This is a genomic window from Xanthomonas sp. A1809, from assembly GCF_017746015.1.
Taxonomy (GTDB): domain Bacteria; phylum Pseudomonadota; class Gammaproteobacteria; order Xanthomonadales; family Xanthomonadaceae; genus Xanthomonas; species Xanthomonas euvesicatoria.
Genome location: NZ_JAGHWZ010000010.1, coordinates 70,601 through 86,329 on the forward strand (window position 1 = coordinate 70,601; position 15,729 = coordinate 86,329).

The window sequence follows — 15,729 nt, forward strand, 5'->3', positions numbered from 1 at the left end:
TGTGCTACGTTCCGGGCATTCGTGTTTCCGGAAACATTCATGCCCAAGTTCGCCTCGATCTGCCTGGTTGCCGGCCTGATCACCGCTGGCGCCGTCTCTGCAGAGGAACCCCCCGTGTCCAACGATCCCTACGCCTGGCTGGAAGATGTCACTGGCGCCAAGCCGCTGGACTGGGTCAAGACCCAGAACGCCAAGACCGAGGCGCGGCTGGCCAGCACGCCGGCGTTCAAGCAGATGGAAACCAGCATCCGCGAAGTGCTGGATTCGGACGCCAAGATTCCCGGCGTGCAGAAGATCGGCGCGTTCTACTACAACTTCTGGAAGGACAAGCAGCACGAGCGCGGCCTGTGGCGGCGTACCACGCTGGACGAGTACCGCAAGGCTTCGCCCAAGTGGGAAACGGTGCTGGACCTGGATGCGCTCAACAAGGCCGAAGGCGAAAACTGGGTGTGGCACGGTGCCGACTGCCTGCGCCCGGACTACCAGCGCTGCCTGATCGCGTTGTCGCGCGGCGGTGCCGATGCCGATGTCACGCGCGAGTTCGACCTGGGCAGCAAGCAATGGGTCAAGGACGGTTTCTTCCGCCCCGAGTCCAAGGGCGGGCTGGGCTGGATCGACCGGGACACCGTCTACGTGTTCACCGATTTCGGCGCCGGCAGCATGACCAGCTCCGGCTACCCGCGCATCGCCAAGCAGTGGAAGCGCGGCACGCCACTGACTGCTGCGACCGTGGTGTACGAAGGCAAGTCGACCGATATGTACATCGCGGCCATGCATGACGACACGCCCGGTTTCGAGCGCGATTTCGTCAGCCGCACGCTGGCCTTTTACAACGACGAGCTGTATCTCAAGGGCGCCGACGGCAAGCTGGTCAAAGTGGATGTGCCCAATTCGGCCAGCAAGTCGGTCAAGCGCCAGTGGCTGACGCTGGAGCTGCGCGAGCCGTGGACGGTGGGTGGCAAGACCTACAAACCCGGCACCTTGCTGGCCACGCGTTTCGACGATTTCATGGCCGGCAAGCGCAACTTCGATGTGTTGTTCGAACCCACCGACACCACCTCGCTGGCCGGCATGGCGTGGACCAAGTCGCATCTGGTGTTGAACGTGCTGGAAGACGTCAAGAACCGTCTGAGCGTGATCACGCCTTCGCGTGATGGCTGGAAAAAGAGCGCGTTCGTCGGTGCGCCGAGCTTCGGCACGGTGGATGTCGGCGCGGTGGATAGCGACGACAGCGACGCGCTGTGGCTCACCGTCACCGATTACCTGACCCCCACCACCTTGTCGTGGGTGGAGGTGGGCTCTGCGCCGCAGCCGCTCAAGACCATGCCGGCGTTCTTCGATGCCGGCAAGGACACCATCGAGCAGCACTTCGCCACCAGCAAGGACGGCACCCGCGTGCCGTATTTCCTGGTACGCCCGAAGACCTTGAAGCTCGACGGCAGCGCGCCGACCCTGCTGTACGGCTACGGCGGTTTCGAGATTTCAATGACGCCCAATTACTCCGGTGGCCTGGGGCGCGCGTGGCTGGAGAAGGGCGGCGTCTACGTGGTGGCCAATATCCGCGGCGGTGGCGAATACGGCCCGCGCTGGCACCAGGCCGCGCTCAAGCAGAACCGCCACAAGGCGTATGAAGATATGGCCGCGGTGGCCAAGGATCTGGTGGCGCGCAAGATCACCTCGACCAAGCATCTGGGCGTGCAGGGCGGCAGCAATGGCGGCCTGATGACCGGCAACATGCTCACCCAGTATCCGGAGCTGTTCGGTGCGGTGGTGGTGCAGGTGCCGCTGCTGGACATGAAGCGCTACAGCCACCTGCTGGCCGGCGCCTCGTGGATGGCCGAATACGGCAACCCGGACACCGACGACTGGAAGTTCATCCAGACCTTCTCGCCATATCACTTGTTCGATGCGAAGAAGACCTATCCGCCGGTGATCTTCCTGACCTCCACGCGCGACGATCGCGTGCACCCCGGCCACGCGCGCAAGATGGCCGCCAAGATGATCGAGGCCGGCAAGGACGTGACCTACTACGAGAACATCGAAGGCGGCCACGGCGGTGCGGCCAACAACGCGCAGGCCGCGCATATGGCCGCGCTGGCGTACAGCTTCCTGTGGGAGCGGTTGGCCGACTGAGGCGCCGTCCACATGCGGCATGATGCGTCGCGCGACACGAGGCCGCTGGCAGTTTGCAGCGGCCTCGTGTCGTCAGAGGGTTTTGTCGTGAGTCAACATGCCCGAGCGTGCGCGATGTTGGCCTTGCCGATGGCGTTGGCGGTCAGCGGGTGCGTAGTGGAGAACGCGCGCGCTACGCAATGCGCAAGGCGTCGGCGCCTTACGCAAAACGTCCGTGCAGCGCACTGCGGGTCACGCAGCCCACTACAACCGCTTCAACCCACGCGCAATCCGCTCTACCGCCTGCTGCAGACGCGGCAGGCTTTGCGTGTAGGCAATGCGTACATGGTGATTGGCGCGGTAGTGGCCGAAATCGATGCCGGGCGTGAACGCAACATGTTCGGTTTCCAAGAAATGCGCGCAAAACGCCTGCGCATCATTTGAAAACCGGCTGATGTCCGCATACAGATAAAACGCGCCTTGCGGTTCGACTGCGATCTCCAACCCCAGCGCGCGCAATGCCGGCAGCAGGTAATAGCGACGCTGCTGGAACTCGGCGCGGCGCGCTTCGAAGAGGGCAATGCTCTCGGGCGTGAAGCAGGCCAGTGCGGCGTGCTGGGCAATTGTCGAGGCACTGATGTAGAGATTCTGCGCAAGCTTTTCCAATTCCGGCACCGCGTCGGGCGGTGCGATCAGCCAGCCCAGCCGCCAGCCGGTCATGCCGAAGTACTTGGAAAAACTGTTCAGCACGAACGCGCCATCGTCCACCTCCAGCACGCTGTGCGCGTCCAGGCCGTAGGTCAGGCCGTGATAGATCTCGTCGACCACCAGATGGCCACCGCGCGCATGCAGCGCCTGCGAAAGCGCAGCCAGTTGCGTGCGCGACAGCACGCTGCCGGTGGGATTTGCCGGTGAGGCCACCAGGGCGCCCACGCTGTCGGCGTTCCAGGCGCTCTCCACCAGCGCAGGGGTCAACTGATAATCGCTGTCCGGGCCGACCGGGACCAGTTGCGCGGCGCCTTCGACCAGGCGCAGAAAATGCCGGTTGCACGGGTAGCCCGGGTCGGCGAGCAACCAATGCTTGCCCGGATCCACCAGCAGGCTGCTGGCCAGCAGCAATGCGCCAGACCCCCCGGGTGTCACCAGAATCCGCTCCGGATCGAGGTTGCAGGCGTAGCGTTGCGCATAGAAGCCGGCAATCGCCTCGCGCAGCGCCGGCAGCCCGCGTGCGGCGGTGTAGCGGGTGTGGCCGGCTGCCAATGCCGCCTGGCCGGCAGCGACGATCGGCGCGGCAGTGGTGAAGTCGGGCTCGCCGATTTCCAGGTGGATCACGTCGTGGCCGGCCTGCTCGAGCGCATTGGCGCGCGCCAGCAGCGACATGACATGAAACGGGGCGATGTCCTGGCTGCGACGGCTATAGCCGCCTGCGTACGGAAGTGTGGAATCCATTGGCTCGATGATAGACCAGCATGACCCAGGACACATGGCGCCCGACAAGGGGCTCTTCCACACTCCGGTGCCGGGATGGCATTGCGTTCATCCAATGGACCCCAATCTGATGAAGCCGTCCTCACTCTTCTGATCGCCAGCCTGATGACCACATCCCCTGCCTTCGCCGCCCTTCCGTCGCCGCCAGACGTCGCCAAGCACCCGCATGTGGTCAAGGCGCCGTTCGGTGCGACCCGCAACGACGACTATTACTGGTTGCGCGACGACAAGCGCGAAGACAAGGCGGTGCTGGCGTATCTCGACGCCGAGAATGCCTACACCGACAAGGTGATGGCGCCGCTGAAACCGTTGGAAGAAGCGCTGTACACCGAGATCGTCGGGCGCATCAAGCAGGACGATGCCAGCGTGCCGTATCGCGAGCGCGGCTATTGGTATTACACGCGGTTCGAGACCGGCAAGGATTATCCGATCCAGGCGCGTCGCAAGGGCAGCATGGAGGCGCCGGAACAGATCCTGCTAGACGTCAACCAGATGGCGCAGGGCAAGGGCTACTTCAGCGTGGGCGATGCCGCAGTGAGCCAGGACAACCGCATCCTCGCCTGGGCCGACGATGCCGTTGGCCGCCGTCAATACACCATCCGCTTCAAGAACCTGGACACCGGCGAACTCTATCCGGACACCGTGGAAGGCGTCTCGGCCAATGTGGTGTGGGCCGACGACAACAAGACGCTGTTCTATGTCGAAAACGACCCGGAAACGCTGCTCACCGTGCGCGTGAAAAAGCATGTGCTCGGCACGCCGTCCAAAGACGATGTGCTGGTGTACGAAGAGAAGGACGACAGCTTCTACATGGGCATCGGCCGCACGCGCGACGACAAGTACATCGCCATCGCGGTGGAAAGCACGGTTTCTTCGGAAACCCGCTATGCGCTGGCCGCCAAGCCGGACACCTTCACGGTGCTGGCCAAGCGCGAGCGCGATGTGGAATACCACGCCGAGCATTTCGATGGCCGCTGGGTGATTCGCACCAATGCCGACGACGCCAGGAACTTCAAGTTGGTCACTGCGCCCACCGATGCGACCACGCGCACGCAGTGGACCGACTGGGTGGCGCACGACGACAACGTCTACATCGAAGACTTCGAATTGTTCGATGGATTCACCGCCATCGAAGAGCGTTCGGGCGGACTGGAGCGTGTGCGCTTGCTCATGCGCGATGGTAGCCATGAATACGTCAAGGCCGATGAACCGGCGTATTCGATGGGTCTATCTGTCAACGCCGAGCCGGATACCGTCTGGCTGCGTTATAGCTACACCTCGCTGACCACGCCGGCGACCACCTACGAGCTCAACACCCAGACCGGCGAGCGCCGGTTGCTCAAGCAGCAACCGGTGATCGGCTACGACGCCAGCAAGTACGTGACCGAACGCGTGTGGGTGACGGCACGCGACGGGGTCAAGGTGCCGGTGTCGCTGGTGTACAAAAAGGGCTTCAAGAAGGATGGCAGCGCGGCGCTGTTTCAGTATGCGTACGGCAGTTACGGCATGTCGATGGACCCGGCATTCAATCTGCCGGCGATCAGCCTGCTGGACCGCGGTGTGGTGTATGCCATCGCGCACATCCGCGGCGGCCAGGAAATGGGGCGCCAGTGGTACGACGACGGCAAGCTGCTGCACAAGCAAAACACCTTCAATGACTTTATCGATGTCACCCGCGGTCTGGTCGCGCTAGGTTACGCCGCCAAGGACCGGGTTGCCGCATCCGGTGGGAGCGCGGGCGGTCTGCTGATGGGCGCGGTGGCCAATATGGCGCCGCAGGACTATCGCGTGATGGTCGCGCAGGTGCCGTTCGTCGATGTGGTCACCACCATGCTCGACGCCAGCATTCCGCTCACCACCAACGAATACGACGAGTGGGGCAACCCGGAAACCCAGGACGATTACCAGTACATGCTGTCGTACTCGCCGTACGACAACGTGCGCAAGCAGGCGTACCCGGCGCTGTTCGTGGGCACCGGCCTGTGGGATTCGCAGGTGCAGTACTGGGAGCCGGCCAAGTGGGTGGCCAAGCTGCGTGACGACAACACCGGCACCCAGCCGATCGTGTTCCGCACCAATATGGAAGCCGGGCATGGCGGCAAATCCGGACGCTTCCGCCGCTACCGCGAGCTGGCCGAATCGTATGCGTTCGTACTGGATCAGTTGGGCGTGAAGTAGCTGGACGGGCGGGATTGGGAAGTCGGGATTCGGGATTCGTTAGAGCGGATGGCTTGGGGGGAGCTGGCTGCTCGCTGGGATGCGAGCGGCTTGCACGTCTTCCATTTTCCGCCTCACCGCCTTCGTTTTTCCTTATCGACGCGCTGCGTTCGCTGCCTCACCCTGCAGCGAGCCGGGCATCGCAGTCAGGCGTCGCTGCGGCTGGGGCTGCGTATCTGACCGCAGCGCGGCGGGGCGACGCGGCAGATCTGGCGGCCAGCGCGCGCTGTACGCCGCCCGCTGCGCAGAGCGCGCCCTTCTGCAGCGATAGAATCATCGCTGCAGGGCCGACTCACCAAACCGCAGCGCTGGCCGTATCATTTGCGCATGACGCGACCGACTCGATTCCGCTGGGCCTGGTGGTTGCTGGCCTACGCCAGCCTGGTTACCGGCATCGTCGGGATCTTCGTCCCGGGGCTGCCGACGACGGTCTTCATCCTGATCTCTGCCTGGGCGGCCTCGCATGGCTCCGAGCGCCTGCACAACTGGCTGCTGTCGCATCCGCGCTTCGGCCCGGCGATCGTGGAATGGCAGACCTACCGGGCAGTCAGCCGCAAGGCCAAGTGGATGGCGACGCTGACCATGACGGTCTGCGCCGCGATCATGCTGTGGTGCGTGCCGGTGCTCTGGATCAAATGCCTGTCGATCGGCAGCATGGCCGTGGTGGCGATCTGGCTGTGGTTGCGCCCCGAGCCACCGCCGCGCTCGCTGCCAGGTGCGCACTGAACGCGGCGCGCCGGCGAGCGCACGGCCATAACGGCGTTCTGGCTATACTTCGGCCCATGAGCATCATGTCCCGACCGTCTGTTCGTCTCGCACTGGTTGGTGCGACCTTTCTCCTGCTTGCCGCTTGCGGCAACAAGGGCCCGCTGGTGATGCCGCAGAAGCCGGTGCCGGTGGAAGCCCAGCCGGTGCCGCAGCCGGCGGATGCGTCGCAACCGCTGGACGAGTCCACGCCTGCGCCTGCGCCGGTGGATGGCGATACCAAGCCCGCATCCACCACCGACCAGCCCGCTAGCAGCGGCAATGAGCGCTGACGGTCGCAGCGGGCGTCTGCGTTTCACCAAAATGCATGGCGCCGGCAACGACTTCGTGGTGCTGGACCTGCGCGACGGTACGCCGCCACCGGATGCCGCACTGGCGGCGCAGCTGGCCGACCGCCACTTCGGGGTGGGCTGCGATCAGATCCTGACCATCGAGGCACCGCGCAGCCAAGGTGCCGTGGCGGCCTACGGCATCTGGAATTCCGATGGCTCGCCCGCACGCCAATGCGGCAACGGCGCACGCTGTGTCGCCGCGTGGCTGGTGCGCGACGGCACGGCCCAGGGCGAGCGCTTCATCATCGACAGCCCAATGTCCGCGCACGCGGTCGAGCGCCTCGACGGCGACCGCTACGCGGTGGCGATGGGTGTCCCGCAGTTCGAGCCCGCCCAGATTCCGCTGGCCGGGTTTGCACATGCGCGCGACGAATATGCGCTGCCGGTGCACGGCGAGACCGTGCGCTTTGGCGCGGTGTCGATGGGCAATCCGCACGCGGTGGTCGAAGTCGGTCGCGTCGATGCAGCACCGGTGGAACGCGTAGGCGCGCTGCTGCAGCAGAACGCGGCGTTTCCCGATTCGGTCAATGTGGGTTTCGTGCAGGTGGTCGACCCCGCGCATGTGCGCCTGCGCGTGTTCGAGCGCGGGGTGGGCGAAACGCTGGCCTGTGGGAGTGGCGCCTGTGCGGCCGCGGTGGTGTTGATGCAACGCGGCCGTGTCGAGCGCGATGTGCAGGTGTCCTTGCCCGGTGGCGAGTTACGCATTCGTTGGCCCGGCGACCAGGAGCAGGTGGTCATGTCCGGCCCGGCGGTGTTCGTCTTCGATGGAGAATGGAACCGATGAGCGAGAACACGGACAAATTCGGCGCGCACGAAGTGGCCACCTGGTTGCGACGTCACCCCACCTTCCTCAAGCAGTTCCCGGATCTGGCGGTGAGCTTGCTGGTGCCGCGCGACGACGGCCCCACCGCTTCGTTGGCCACCTACCAGCTGGAAGTGCTACGCGACAAGAACCGCGAACTTTCGCGCCGCCTGCACGAGCTCGGCAGCAATGCGCAGGAAAACGAGCGGCTGGCAGTGCGCACGCATCAACTCACGCTTGCGTTGATGCGCCAGACCAGCGCGGCCGACACGCTCAAGGCGATGGCCGCCTCGCTGGCGGAAGATTTCAACGGCGAACTGGTGCGGCTGGTGTTGCTAAAGCCCGTCGATGCGCTGGATGCGGACTGGCTGCAGACCATCGCAATCGACGATGCACGGCTGGCGCCGTTTCGCGATTGCCTCAACGATGGCGAGCCCATCTGCGGCCGCCTGCAAGCTGAAAAACACACGCTGCTTTACGGCGCACAAGCGGGGCAGGTGCACTCCACCGCGTTGCTGCCGCTGCCGGGCATCGGCCTGATCGCGGTGGGGAGCAGCGATGCCAACCGGTTCTATCCCGGCATGGGCACGCTCTTCCTGCGCATGATGGGCGAATCGTTGAGCGTGGCGTTGCAGCGCTTCGACGTGTGAGGCCCATGGCTGCGCACACAGGCGTTGGCGACATGGGGCGCTGGTGGTGGCGCTGCTTCTGCAGCAGGGAGAGTGAGGTGTTGGCAGTCGAGTCTCTGCGTTGTCTGCACCTGCAGGGCGCGCGCGTCGCGCGCGTGTTGCAGATGACGGCAGTCACCCCGCGCAATCGGGAGCGCTGAGGTGTCATCGGTCGACGAGTTCCTGACGTACCTGCAGGTCGAGCGGCAAGTATCGGCGCACACGCTGGACGCGTATCGGCGCGACCTTGCAGCCCTGGTCGTCTGGGCGGCCGAGCAGGCGACCGAAGCTGGCGTGCAGGACGCTGCAGTGCCTGGCGAGACTGCACAGCTCGACAGCGCGCACTTGCGGCAATTCGTTGCGGCAGAGCATCGACGCGGGCTGTCGGCAAAGAGCCTGCAGCGCCGCCTGTCGGCATGCCGCAGTTATTACGCCTGGTTGCTCAAGCATGGCCGCATTTCGGCCAGCCCGGCGGCGGCGCTGCGTGCGCCCAAGGCGCCGCGCAAGTTGCCGCAGGTGCTGGACGCCGACGAAGCCGTGCGTCTGGTGGAAGTGCCGACCGATGCGCCATTGGGCCTGCGCGACCGCGCGCTGCTGGAAGTGTTCTACTCGTCCGGGCTGCGCCTGAGCGAGTTGTGCGCGTTGCGCTGGCGCGACCTGGACCTGGACAGCGGCCTGGTGATGGTGCTCGGCAAAGGCAGCAAGCAGCGCCTGGTGCCGGTGGGCTCGCACGCGATCGCCGCCTTGCGCGAGTGGCGACGCGACAGTGGTGCAAGCGCCGACAGCCACGTCTTCCCTGGCCGTGCCGGCGGTGCGCTTTCGCAACGTGCAGTGCAGATCCGCATCAAGCAGCTGGCCGTGCGCCAGGGCATGTTCAAGGACGTGCACCCGCATATGCTGCGCCACAGCTTCGCCAGCCATATCCTGGAATCGTCCGGCGATCTGCGCGGCGTGCAGGAGTTGCTGGGCCATTCGGACATCGCCACCACCCAGATCTACACGCATCTGGATTTCCAGCACTTGGCCAAGGTCTACGATGCCGCGCATCCGCGTGCCAGGCGCAAGAAAGCTGCAGAGTGAGCGCCAAGCTGTAAGCAGCCGGCAGCCGGCGTCATCGATTCGTGCGGTTCATTGCCGCAGGTCGGTCTGCATGTCGCGTGCAACCGTGTTGCTGTCTCGCAAGTGAGCGCCGCCATCCCTGCCTGCGGCGACTGGTCGCGGCGTGCTTGAACCCGGCATGGGCGTCCCCACCTCCTTGGAAACCCTCGGAGGATCCATGGACCCTAGCCAGAACCCCAATATCGTTCACGCCACCACCATCATTTCGGTTCGACGTGGTGGGCATGTCGCCGTCGCCGGCGATGGCCAGGTCACCCTTGGCCATACGGTCATGAAGGGCAATGCACGCAAGGTGCGTCGGCTGGGGCGCGAGGGCCAGGTGCTGGCCGGTTTCGCCGGTGCGGCAGCCGATGCGTTCACCTTGTTCGAATTGTTCGAAGCCAAGCTCGACAAGCACGGCCAGCTGACGCGCGCTGCAGTGGAACTGGCCAAGGATTGGCGCACCGAGCGCCGGCTGGGCAAGCTCGAAGCGCTGCTGGCCGTGGCCGACAAGGAAACTTCGCTGATCATCAGCGGCACCGGCGATGTGATCGAACCGGAAGACGGCATCATCGCCATCGGTTCTGGCGGCTCGTACGCCTTGTCGGCCGCACGCGCGCTGCTGGCGCACACCGAGCTGGATGCCAAGACCATCGCCACCGAAGCGATCAATATTGCCGGCGATATCTGCATCTATACCAATCGCAACGTGGTGGTCGAAGAGCTGTGATTCGGGATTCGGGATTGGGGATTCGCAAAAGCGCTCCTTTCCCTCCGCCCGGATATCCATCGATCGTTCCCATTCCGCTTTTACGAATCTCAAATCCCTAATGCCAAATCCCGATACCGCCACCATGACTCCGCGCGAAATCGTGCAGGAGCTCGACCGTCATATCGTTGGCCAGCACGATGCCAAGCGCGCGGTTGCCATCGCGCTGCGTAACCGCTGGCGCCGCATGCAGTTGCCGGAAGAACTGCGCAACGAAGTGATGCCCAAGAACATCCTGATGATCGGCCCCACTGGCGTGGGCAAGACCGAGATTGCGCGGCGCCTGGCGACGTTGGCCAATGCGCCCTTCGTTAAGGTCGAAGCCACGCGCTTTACCGAAGTGGGGTATGTGGGCAAGGATGTGGAGCAGATCATCCGCGACCTGGCCGATACGTCCGTCAAGCTGTATCGCGAGCAGGCCAAGGTGCGCGTGCGCAATCAGGCCGAAGAGCGTGCCGAAGACCGCATCCTGGACGCATTGCTGCCACGTCGCGCGGCCGGGATTGGGTTTGATCCGGAAGCGGCGCGCAACGAGCCCTCGTCGCAGGACAACGAAACCCGCATCAAGTTCCGTCGCATGCTGCGCAACGGCGAGCTGGACGAGCGCGAGATCGAACTGGACGTGGCGGTGAACGCCAGCATGGACATCATGACCCCGCCGGGCATGGAGGAAATGGGCCAGCAATTGCGGCAGATGTTCTCCAATCTGGGCAGCGGCAAGTCGCAGAAGCGCAAGCTCACCATCAAGGCGGCGCGCCCGCTGTTGATCGAGGAAGAAGCCGGCAAGCTGGTCAACGAAGACGACGTGCGCACTGCGGCCATCGAGGCGTGCGAGCAGCATGGCATCGTGTTCATCGATGAGATCGACAAGGTGGCCAAGCGCGGCGAAGCCGGCTCCAGCGGCGGCGATGTCAGCCGCGAAGGCGTGCAGCGCGATCTGTTGCCGCTGGTGGAAGGCTCCAACGTGTCCACCAAGTACGGCACAGTCAAGACCGACCACATCCTGTTCATTGCATCCGGCGCGTTTCATCTGGCCAAGCCCAGCGATCTGATTCCGGAGCTGCAGGGCCGCTTCCCGATCCGCGTGGAACTGACCGCGCTGACCAAGGCCGATTTCGTGCGCATCCTCACCGAGCCCAAGGCCGCCTTGATCAAGCAGTACGAGGCCTTGCTGCAGACCGAAGGCGTGGCATTGACGTTTGCGTCTGACGCGGTGGATCGGCTTGCCGAGATTGCCGCGCAGGTCAACGAGCGCCAGGAGAATATCGGCGCCCGTCGCCTGCACACGGTGTTGGAGCGTCTGCTGGATGTGTTGAGCTATGAAGCGCCCGATCGCGATGGGCAGAGCGTGACCGTCGATGCAGCTTATGTGGATGCGCAGCTGGGTGAGCTGGTGCAGGATCCGGACCTGAGCCGCTACATCCTCTGACGGTGCTGCACGGTGACGTGCGAACGGTTTAGAAAAGACCCGCCATTGGCGGGTCTTTTGTTTGCAGAAGGCACTGCGAACAAGCCAGGTCTTGGTGCAGACTAGCACTGCGACGCAAGCCAAACAGCAGCGCCACTGCGCAGTGGCATTGCCTGCCATCTGTCACCGCGTACGGCTACGCACCTGCAGTGACGCTGACCTCAATCCTCGCCAATATCTTCGTTCCACACATCCGGGTTGGCGGAAATATAGCCGCCAAGCAGGTCGATGCATTCCTGGCTCTGCAGATCGATCACGTTGACGCCGTGCTCGCGCAACCACGCGATGCCGCCCTGGAATGTGACCGATTCCCCGACCACCACCGTGCCGATGTTGAACTGGCGAACCAGCCCGCTGCAGTACCAGCACGGCGCCAACGTGGTGACCATGATGGTGTCCTTGTAGCGGCGCTGGCGGCCGGCCTTGCGAAATGCGTCGGTCTCGCCGTGTACCGAGGGGTCGTTTTCCTGCACGCGGCGGTTATGGCCGCAGCCGAGCAGGCGCCCGTCGTTGTGGTATAGCGCCGCGCCGATCGGGATGCCGCCTTCGGCCAGGCCCTGGCGTGCTTCGGTAATGGCGGTGTCCAGCAATGCGCGGTAGTCGGGGGTGGTGATCATGCGAACTCCAAAGGGGCCGCGCCGGCAGGGCGCAGCATGTCGAGATGGGGAATACCATCTTCCAGGTACGGTGCGGAAGCAGGTGCAAACCCGTGCGCCGCGTAGAACGATTGCAGGTGCGCCTGCGCACCGAGCTGGATCGCGTGACCCGGCCACTGCGTGTGCACCAACCGGATGCCTTCGCCTAACAGCGCATGCGCAAGTCCAGTGCCACGAAATGCAGCGGCGACGACCACACGGCCGATGCTCGGTTCGGAATAACTCAAGCCCGGCGGCAGCACGCGCAGGTAAGCCGCCAACGCGGCGTCATTGGCGGTGCCCAGCAGATGCAGCACCGCCGGATCGGTATCTTTGCCATCCAGTTCCGGATAGGCGCATTGCTGCTCCACCACGAACACATCCGTGCGCAGCCGCAGCAGCGCATACAGCTGCGTGGTGTTCAGTTGCGCAAACCGCAGGTGCTGCCAGTGCAGGGCAGGAAGGGGCATGGCGGGCATCACTGCATGATAGCGGCAGTGCCGCCGTTGAGCTGCGACGTCATGCCGGTGTGGGGTACTGGCTGCCTGACCTGCGCCGGCACTGGTGCCCACGCGCGGATACCGGTTTGTGCCTAGTCGACTGCGCTGTCGGTATCGACGGCCACCACCACCGACATGCCCGGCCGCAGCCGCGGCGCCAACGGCTGGTCCGGATCGACGCTGATGCGCAGCGGAATGCGTTGGGCAATCTTGACGAAGTTGCCGGTGGCGTTATCGGCCGGCAGCACGCTGAATTCGGAGCCGGCAGCCGGCGAAATGTCTTGCACGCGGCCATGCAGGCGCGCGTTGTCCAGCGCATCCACGGTGAAGCTGGCGCGCTGGCCGATGCGGATCCTGGCCATCTGGGTTTCCTTGAAATTGGCCACGATCCACAGCGTGTCCGGCACCAGCGACATCAGCTGCGTGCCGTTGGTGACGTAGGCGCCCTGGCGCACGCCAAGCTGGCCGAGCTGGCCGTCGCGCGGGGCCAGGATGCGCGTGTTGTCCAGGTTGATCTGTGCCAGCTGCACGGCGGCCTGCGCATTGGCGAGCGCGGCTTCCAACGCGGCGCGGTTGACGGTCACGCTGCGGGCGTTTTCTTCGGCGGCCTGCACTGCGGCACGTGCCTGCGCCACGCCGGCATCGGCTTGCGCGCGCGCGGCAAATGCGGTGTCGCGGTCCTGCTCGGAGACCAGTTGCTGGCTGGCCAGCTGCTGCGTCCGTGCATAGGCCGAACGGGTGCGCTCGCGTTGTGCCTGGTTGCTGCTCAGCGCCGCGCGCTGCTCGGCGATCGTGGCTTCGGCGCTATGGCGTTGTTGATCCCAGTTGGCGAGGTTGGCCTGGGCGGTCTGCACTTGCGCCTTGGCCTGTTCGAGTTGCTGGGCATAGATGCGATCGTCGATGCGTGCCAGCAACTGGCCGCGCTTGACGTGCGCAAAGTCCTGCACCGGTACCTGCGTGACATAGCCGCTCACCTGCGGCGCAATCACCGTGATCTGACCGTGCACCATCGCATTTTCGGTGCGTTCGATCGCACTGACGAACGGCGGCAGGCGCCAGGCATACAGCACCAGCGCCACGCCGATCAGGGCAAGCCCGCCGAAGCCGATGACCCCGGCCAGACGACGACGCCGACGACGTTGCCGGTCGGCAGGCGGGGAGGAATCTGCTGGTGTCTTCATGGGCGCGCAGTGGGAGCAGGAGGAGGAGGGGGCGATACCGAGGGGCGCAGATAGCGGCGCCACAGCAGCACGGACAGGATCCACACGCCGGTGGCGATGGCGATACAGCCGATCAACAGGAACACGTCGTTGTACGCCAGCACATTGGCCTCGCGCGTGGCGACCGTGCCCAGCGTGCGCACGCCTTGGGCCTGACGCAGTGCCGGGTCGCCGATGCTGCGGCCATACAGGCTTGCATAGGCCTGTACGCGCGCGGCCACCTGCGGGTCGGTCAGCGCCAGATGTTCCACCAATTGGCTGGAATGGTATTTCTCGCGCACCACCTGCACGGTGCCGAGCAGGGCGCTGCCGAGCAGGCCGCCCATGTTCTGCGCCATGCCGAACAGCACGATGAAACTGATCAGGTTGCCCGGCTGCGCGATCACCCGGCCGATGCCGGCCACCATCGCCGGGCCGATGAAGAACGTGCTGCCGAAGGCGAGCAGGAACTGGCTCACATACATCTGTTCGGGGCGGGTGAGGCTGGTGGCATCGGCATCCATGAAGCAGCCCACACAGATGGCCGCCACCGCGATGATCAGATGTTCGGCAACCCGCGCCGGGTTGATCAGCCACGCGCTGGCCGCCACGCCGACCACCGCGCCCAGCAGCATCAGCGCAAACAGGGTCTGCAGTTGCGTGTTGGCCAGGCCCAGCGTCTGGAAGAAGCCGATGGCGCCGGTGCTTTGTTCCGACAGCACCAGGCGGATCAACAGGATCGCCAGCCCCAGCCGCAACATGTCCGCACTGGCCAGCCAGCGCGTGTTGATCATCGGATTGCGGCGGTTGTGTTCGATCCAGGCCGCCGTGCACAGCAGCACGATGGACGCGGCCAGCACCACGCCCAGCCACGGCGTGCTGGTCCACCACAGCAGGCGCCCGAGCGAGAGCACCGCGGCCAGGCCGGCGGCGCCGGCGGCGAACAGGCTGAAGGTGAGGAAATCCAGCGGCTCGAACACGCGATACCGGTCGCTTGGCGGTAACTTGAGCGCCAGCACGCAGGCCAGCGCGAACACCGCCAGCCCGCACTCGAACAGGTACAGGCCTTGCCACTCGCCAAATTCCAGCAGGTCGGTGGAAAACACCCGCGCCAGCGGCAACGCCAGCTGGGTCATGCCCAGGCCCAGCACCACGGCCTTGAGCCGATATTTGCTCGGGAACGCCTGGATCACGTAATACAGACCCAGCGAGCTGAGCGCCGCGCCCACCAGCCCATGCGCGGCACGCACGGTGATCGCCGAGCTCAGGCTGTGCACGAACAGGTGCGCGAAGGCGATGAGCGCGTACAGCGCCAGGAAGATTTCGGTGAACCGGCGCAACCCGAACTGCTGGCGAAACTTCACCAGCAGCAGGTTAGCCGACATGTTGGTCATCACATAGGCGGCCGGCAGCCACGCCATTTCGGTGGCATAGGCGCCCAGCGTGCCTTGCAGGTAGGGCAGGTTGGCGGTGACCAGGGCGTTGCTCAGCCCTCCGGTGAGCGCCACCACCGCGCCCACCAGGCCGTACTGAATACGCCGCCGGATAGGGTGCAGGGGGGTGGAGGCCGACCCGGGCAGGGTGGGCCGCTCGTGGGGCTGCCAGTCGCGCTGGACGTACTTGTCGCGCACTGAGTGCTCGCAGGGCCGGTCGCAGGTGAAAACGCGATTGTGGTC

At 64.9% G+C, this 15,729-nt stretch carries 14 protein-coding genes; 9 read left to right on the plus strand and 5 right to left on the minus strand.

The features are described 5' to 3' along the window. The first annotated feature begins 39 nt into the window (after positions 1-39). A complete protein-coding gene (locus J7396_RS14660; protein WP_209261655.1) occupies positions 40-2,133 on the plus strand; it encodes a prolyl oligopeptidase family serine peptidase in 2,094 nt (697 codons plus the stop codon). A gap of 243 nt (positions 2,134-2,376) precedes the next feature. Here J7396_RS14660 and J7396_RS14665 read toward each other — a convergent pair whose 3' ends face one another. Further along, complete coding sequence (locus J7396_RS14665) at positions 2,377-3,561, minus strand: pyridoxal phosphate-dependent aminotransferase (protein ID WP_209261656.1); 1,185 nt, start codon at positions 3,559-3,561, stop codon at positions 2,377-2,379. 144 nt (positions 3,562-3,705) lie between these two features. On the opposite strand from J7396_RS14665, the gene J7396_RS14670 reads away from it, so the two are divergent. The 8 genes from J7396_RS14670 to hslU all read left to right on the plus strand — a co-directional run bounded on the left by J7396_RS14670 (position 3,706) and on the right by hslU (position 11,680). Continuing rightward, positions 3,706-5,778: a S9 family peptidase gene (locus J7396_RS14670; protein WP_127172406.1), complete on the plus strand. Its 2,073-nt coding sequence runs from the start codon at positions 3,706-3,708 to the stop codon at positions 5,776-5,778. 366 nt (positions 5,779-6,144) lie between these two features. Then, on the plus strand, positions 6,145-6,543 hold the full coding sequence (locus J7396_RS14675; protein WP_057681162.1) for a YbaN family protein: 399 nt from the start codon (positions 6,145-6,147) through the stop codon (positions 6,541-6,543). Between the two features lie 56 nt (positions 6,544-6,599). Continuing rightward, positions 6,600-6,854, plus strand: coding sequence for a lipoprotein (locus J7396_RS14680; protein WP_008571698.1), 255 nt, complete (start codon positions 6,600-6,602; stop codon positions 6,852-6,854). After that, a complete protein-coding gene (dapF, locus tag J7396_RS14685) occupies positions 6,844-7,698 on the plus strand; it encodes a diaminopimelate epimerase (protein WP_008571699.1) in 855 nt (284 codons plus the stop codon). Before J7396_RS14680 ends, dapF begins: the two co-directional genes overlap by 11 nt. Next, positions 7,695-8,366 (plus strand): DUF484 family protein, encoded by a 672-nt coding sequence (locus tag J7396_RS14690; RefSeq protein WP_011346312.1) that lies wholly within the window; start codon positions 7,695-7,697, stop codon positions 8,364-8,366. Before dapF ends, J7396_RS14690 begins: the two co-directional genes overlap by 4 nt. A 180-nt stretch (positions 8,367-8,546) precedes the next feature. Continuing rightward, positions 8,547-9,464 (plus strand): tyrosine recombinase XerC, encoded by a 918-nt coding sequence (gene xerC / locus J7396_RS14695; protein ID WP_014089311.1) that lies wholly within the window; start codon positions 8,547-8,549, stop codon positions 9,462-9,464. A gap of 196 nt (positions 9,465-9,660) precedes the next feature. After that, the gene (gene hslV, locus J7396_RS14700) at positions 9,661-10,212 is read left to right on the plus strand and encodes an ATP-dependent protease subunit HslV (RefSeq protein WP_005997221.1); all 552 of its coding nucleotides are present in this window, start codon (positions 9,661-9,663) and stop codon (positions 10,210-10,212) included. Positions 10,213-10,312: 100 nt separating this feature from the next. Next, positions 10,313-11,680: an ATP-dependent protease ATPase subunit HslU gene (hslU, locus tag J7396_RS14705; protein ID WP_029818597.1), complete on the plus strand. Its 1,368-nt coding sequence runs from the start codon at positions 10,313-10,315 to the stop codon at positions 11,678-11,680. A 200-nt stretch (positions 11,681-11,880) separates the two neighbouring features. Here hslU and J7396_RS14710 read toward each other — a convergent pair whose 3' ends face one another. The 4 genes from J7396_RS14710 to J7396_RS14725 all read right to left on the minus strand — a co-directional run bounded on the left by J7396_RS14710 (position 11,881) and on the right by J7396_RS14725 (position 15,684). Further along, positions 11,881-12,336: a nucleoside deaminase gene (locus J7396_RS14710; RefSeq protein ID WP_008571705.1), complete on the minus strand. Its 456-nt coding sequence runs from the start codon at positions 12,334-12,336 to the stop codon at positions 11,881-11,883. Further along, the gene (locus tag J7396_RS14715) at positions 12,333-12,833 is read right to left on the minus strand and encodes a GNAT family N-acetyltransferase (protein WP_209261657.1); all 501 of its coding nucleotides are present in this window, start codon (positions 12,831-12,833) and stop codon (positions 12,333-12,335) included. Before J7396_RS14715 ends, J7396_RS14710 begins: the two co-directional genes overlap by 4 nt. A gap of 113 nt (positions 12,834-12,946) precedes the next feature. Then, positions 12,947-14,035, minus strand: a complete 1,089-nt coding sequence (locus J7396_RS14720) for an HlyD family secretion protein (protein WP_228734608.1) — start codon at positions 14,033-14,035, stop codon at positions 12,947-12,949. Beyond that, positions 14,032-15,684, minus strand: a complete 1,653-nt coding sequence (locus J7396_RS14725; RefSeq protein WP_011346316.1) for an MFS transporter — start codon at positions 15,682-15,684, stop codon at positions 14,032-14,034. The genes J7396_RS14720 and J7396_RS14725 overlap by 4 nt, the downstream gene beginning before the upstream one ends. Between the last annotated feature and the right edge of the window lie 45 nt (positions 15,685-15,729).

Bases quoted from the DNA above. Each gene is read 5' to 3' on its own strand.
- hslU (WP_029818597.1), top strand. From the start codon at position 10,313: ATGCCAAATCCCGATACCGCCACCATGACTCCGCGCGAAATCGTGCAG.
- dapF (WP_008571699.1), top strand. From the start codon at position 6,844: ATGAGCGCTGACGGTCGCAGCGGGCGTCTGCGTTTCACCAAAATGCAT.
- J7396_RS14680 (WP_008571698.1), top strand. From the start codon at position 6,600: ATGAGCATCATGTCCCGACCGTCTGTTCGTCTCGCACTGGTTGGTGCG.
- J7396_RS14660 (WP_209261655.1), top strand. From the start codon at position 40: ATGCCCAAGTTCGCCTCGATCTGCCTGGTTGCCGGCCTGATCACCGCT.
- J7396_RS14690 (WP_011346312.1), top strand. From the start codon at position 7,695: ATGAGCGAGAACACGGACAAATTCGGCGCGCACGAAGTGGCCACCTGG.
- J7396_RS14675 (WP_057681162.1), top strand. From the start codon at position 6,145: ATGACGCGACCGACTCGATTCCGCTGGGCCTGGTGGTTGCTGGCCTAC.
- J7396_RS14710 (WP_008571705.1), bottom strand. From the start codon at position 12,336: ATGATCACCACCCCCGACTACCGCGCATTGCTGGACACCGCCATTACC.
- J7396_RS14715 (WP_209261657.1), bottom strand. From the start codon at position 12,833: ATGCCCGCCATGCCCCTTCCTGCCCTGCACTGGCAGCACCTGCGGTTT.
- J7396_RS14720 (WP_228734608.1), bottom strand. From the start codon at position 14,035: ATGAAGACACCAGCAGATTCCTCCCCGCCTGCCGACCGGCAACGTCGT.
- J7396_RS14670 (WP_127172406.1), top strand. From the start codon at position 3,706: ATGACCACATCCCCTGCCTTCGCCGCCCTTCCGTCGCCGCCAGACGTC.
- hslV (WP_005997221.1), top strand. From the start codon at position 9,661: ATGGACCCTAGCCAGAACCCCAATATCGTTCACGCCACCACCATCATT.
- J7396_RS14665 (WP_209261656.1), bottom strand. From the start codon at position 3,561: ATGGATTCCACACTTCCGTACGCAGGCGGCTATAGCCGTCGCAGCCAG.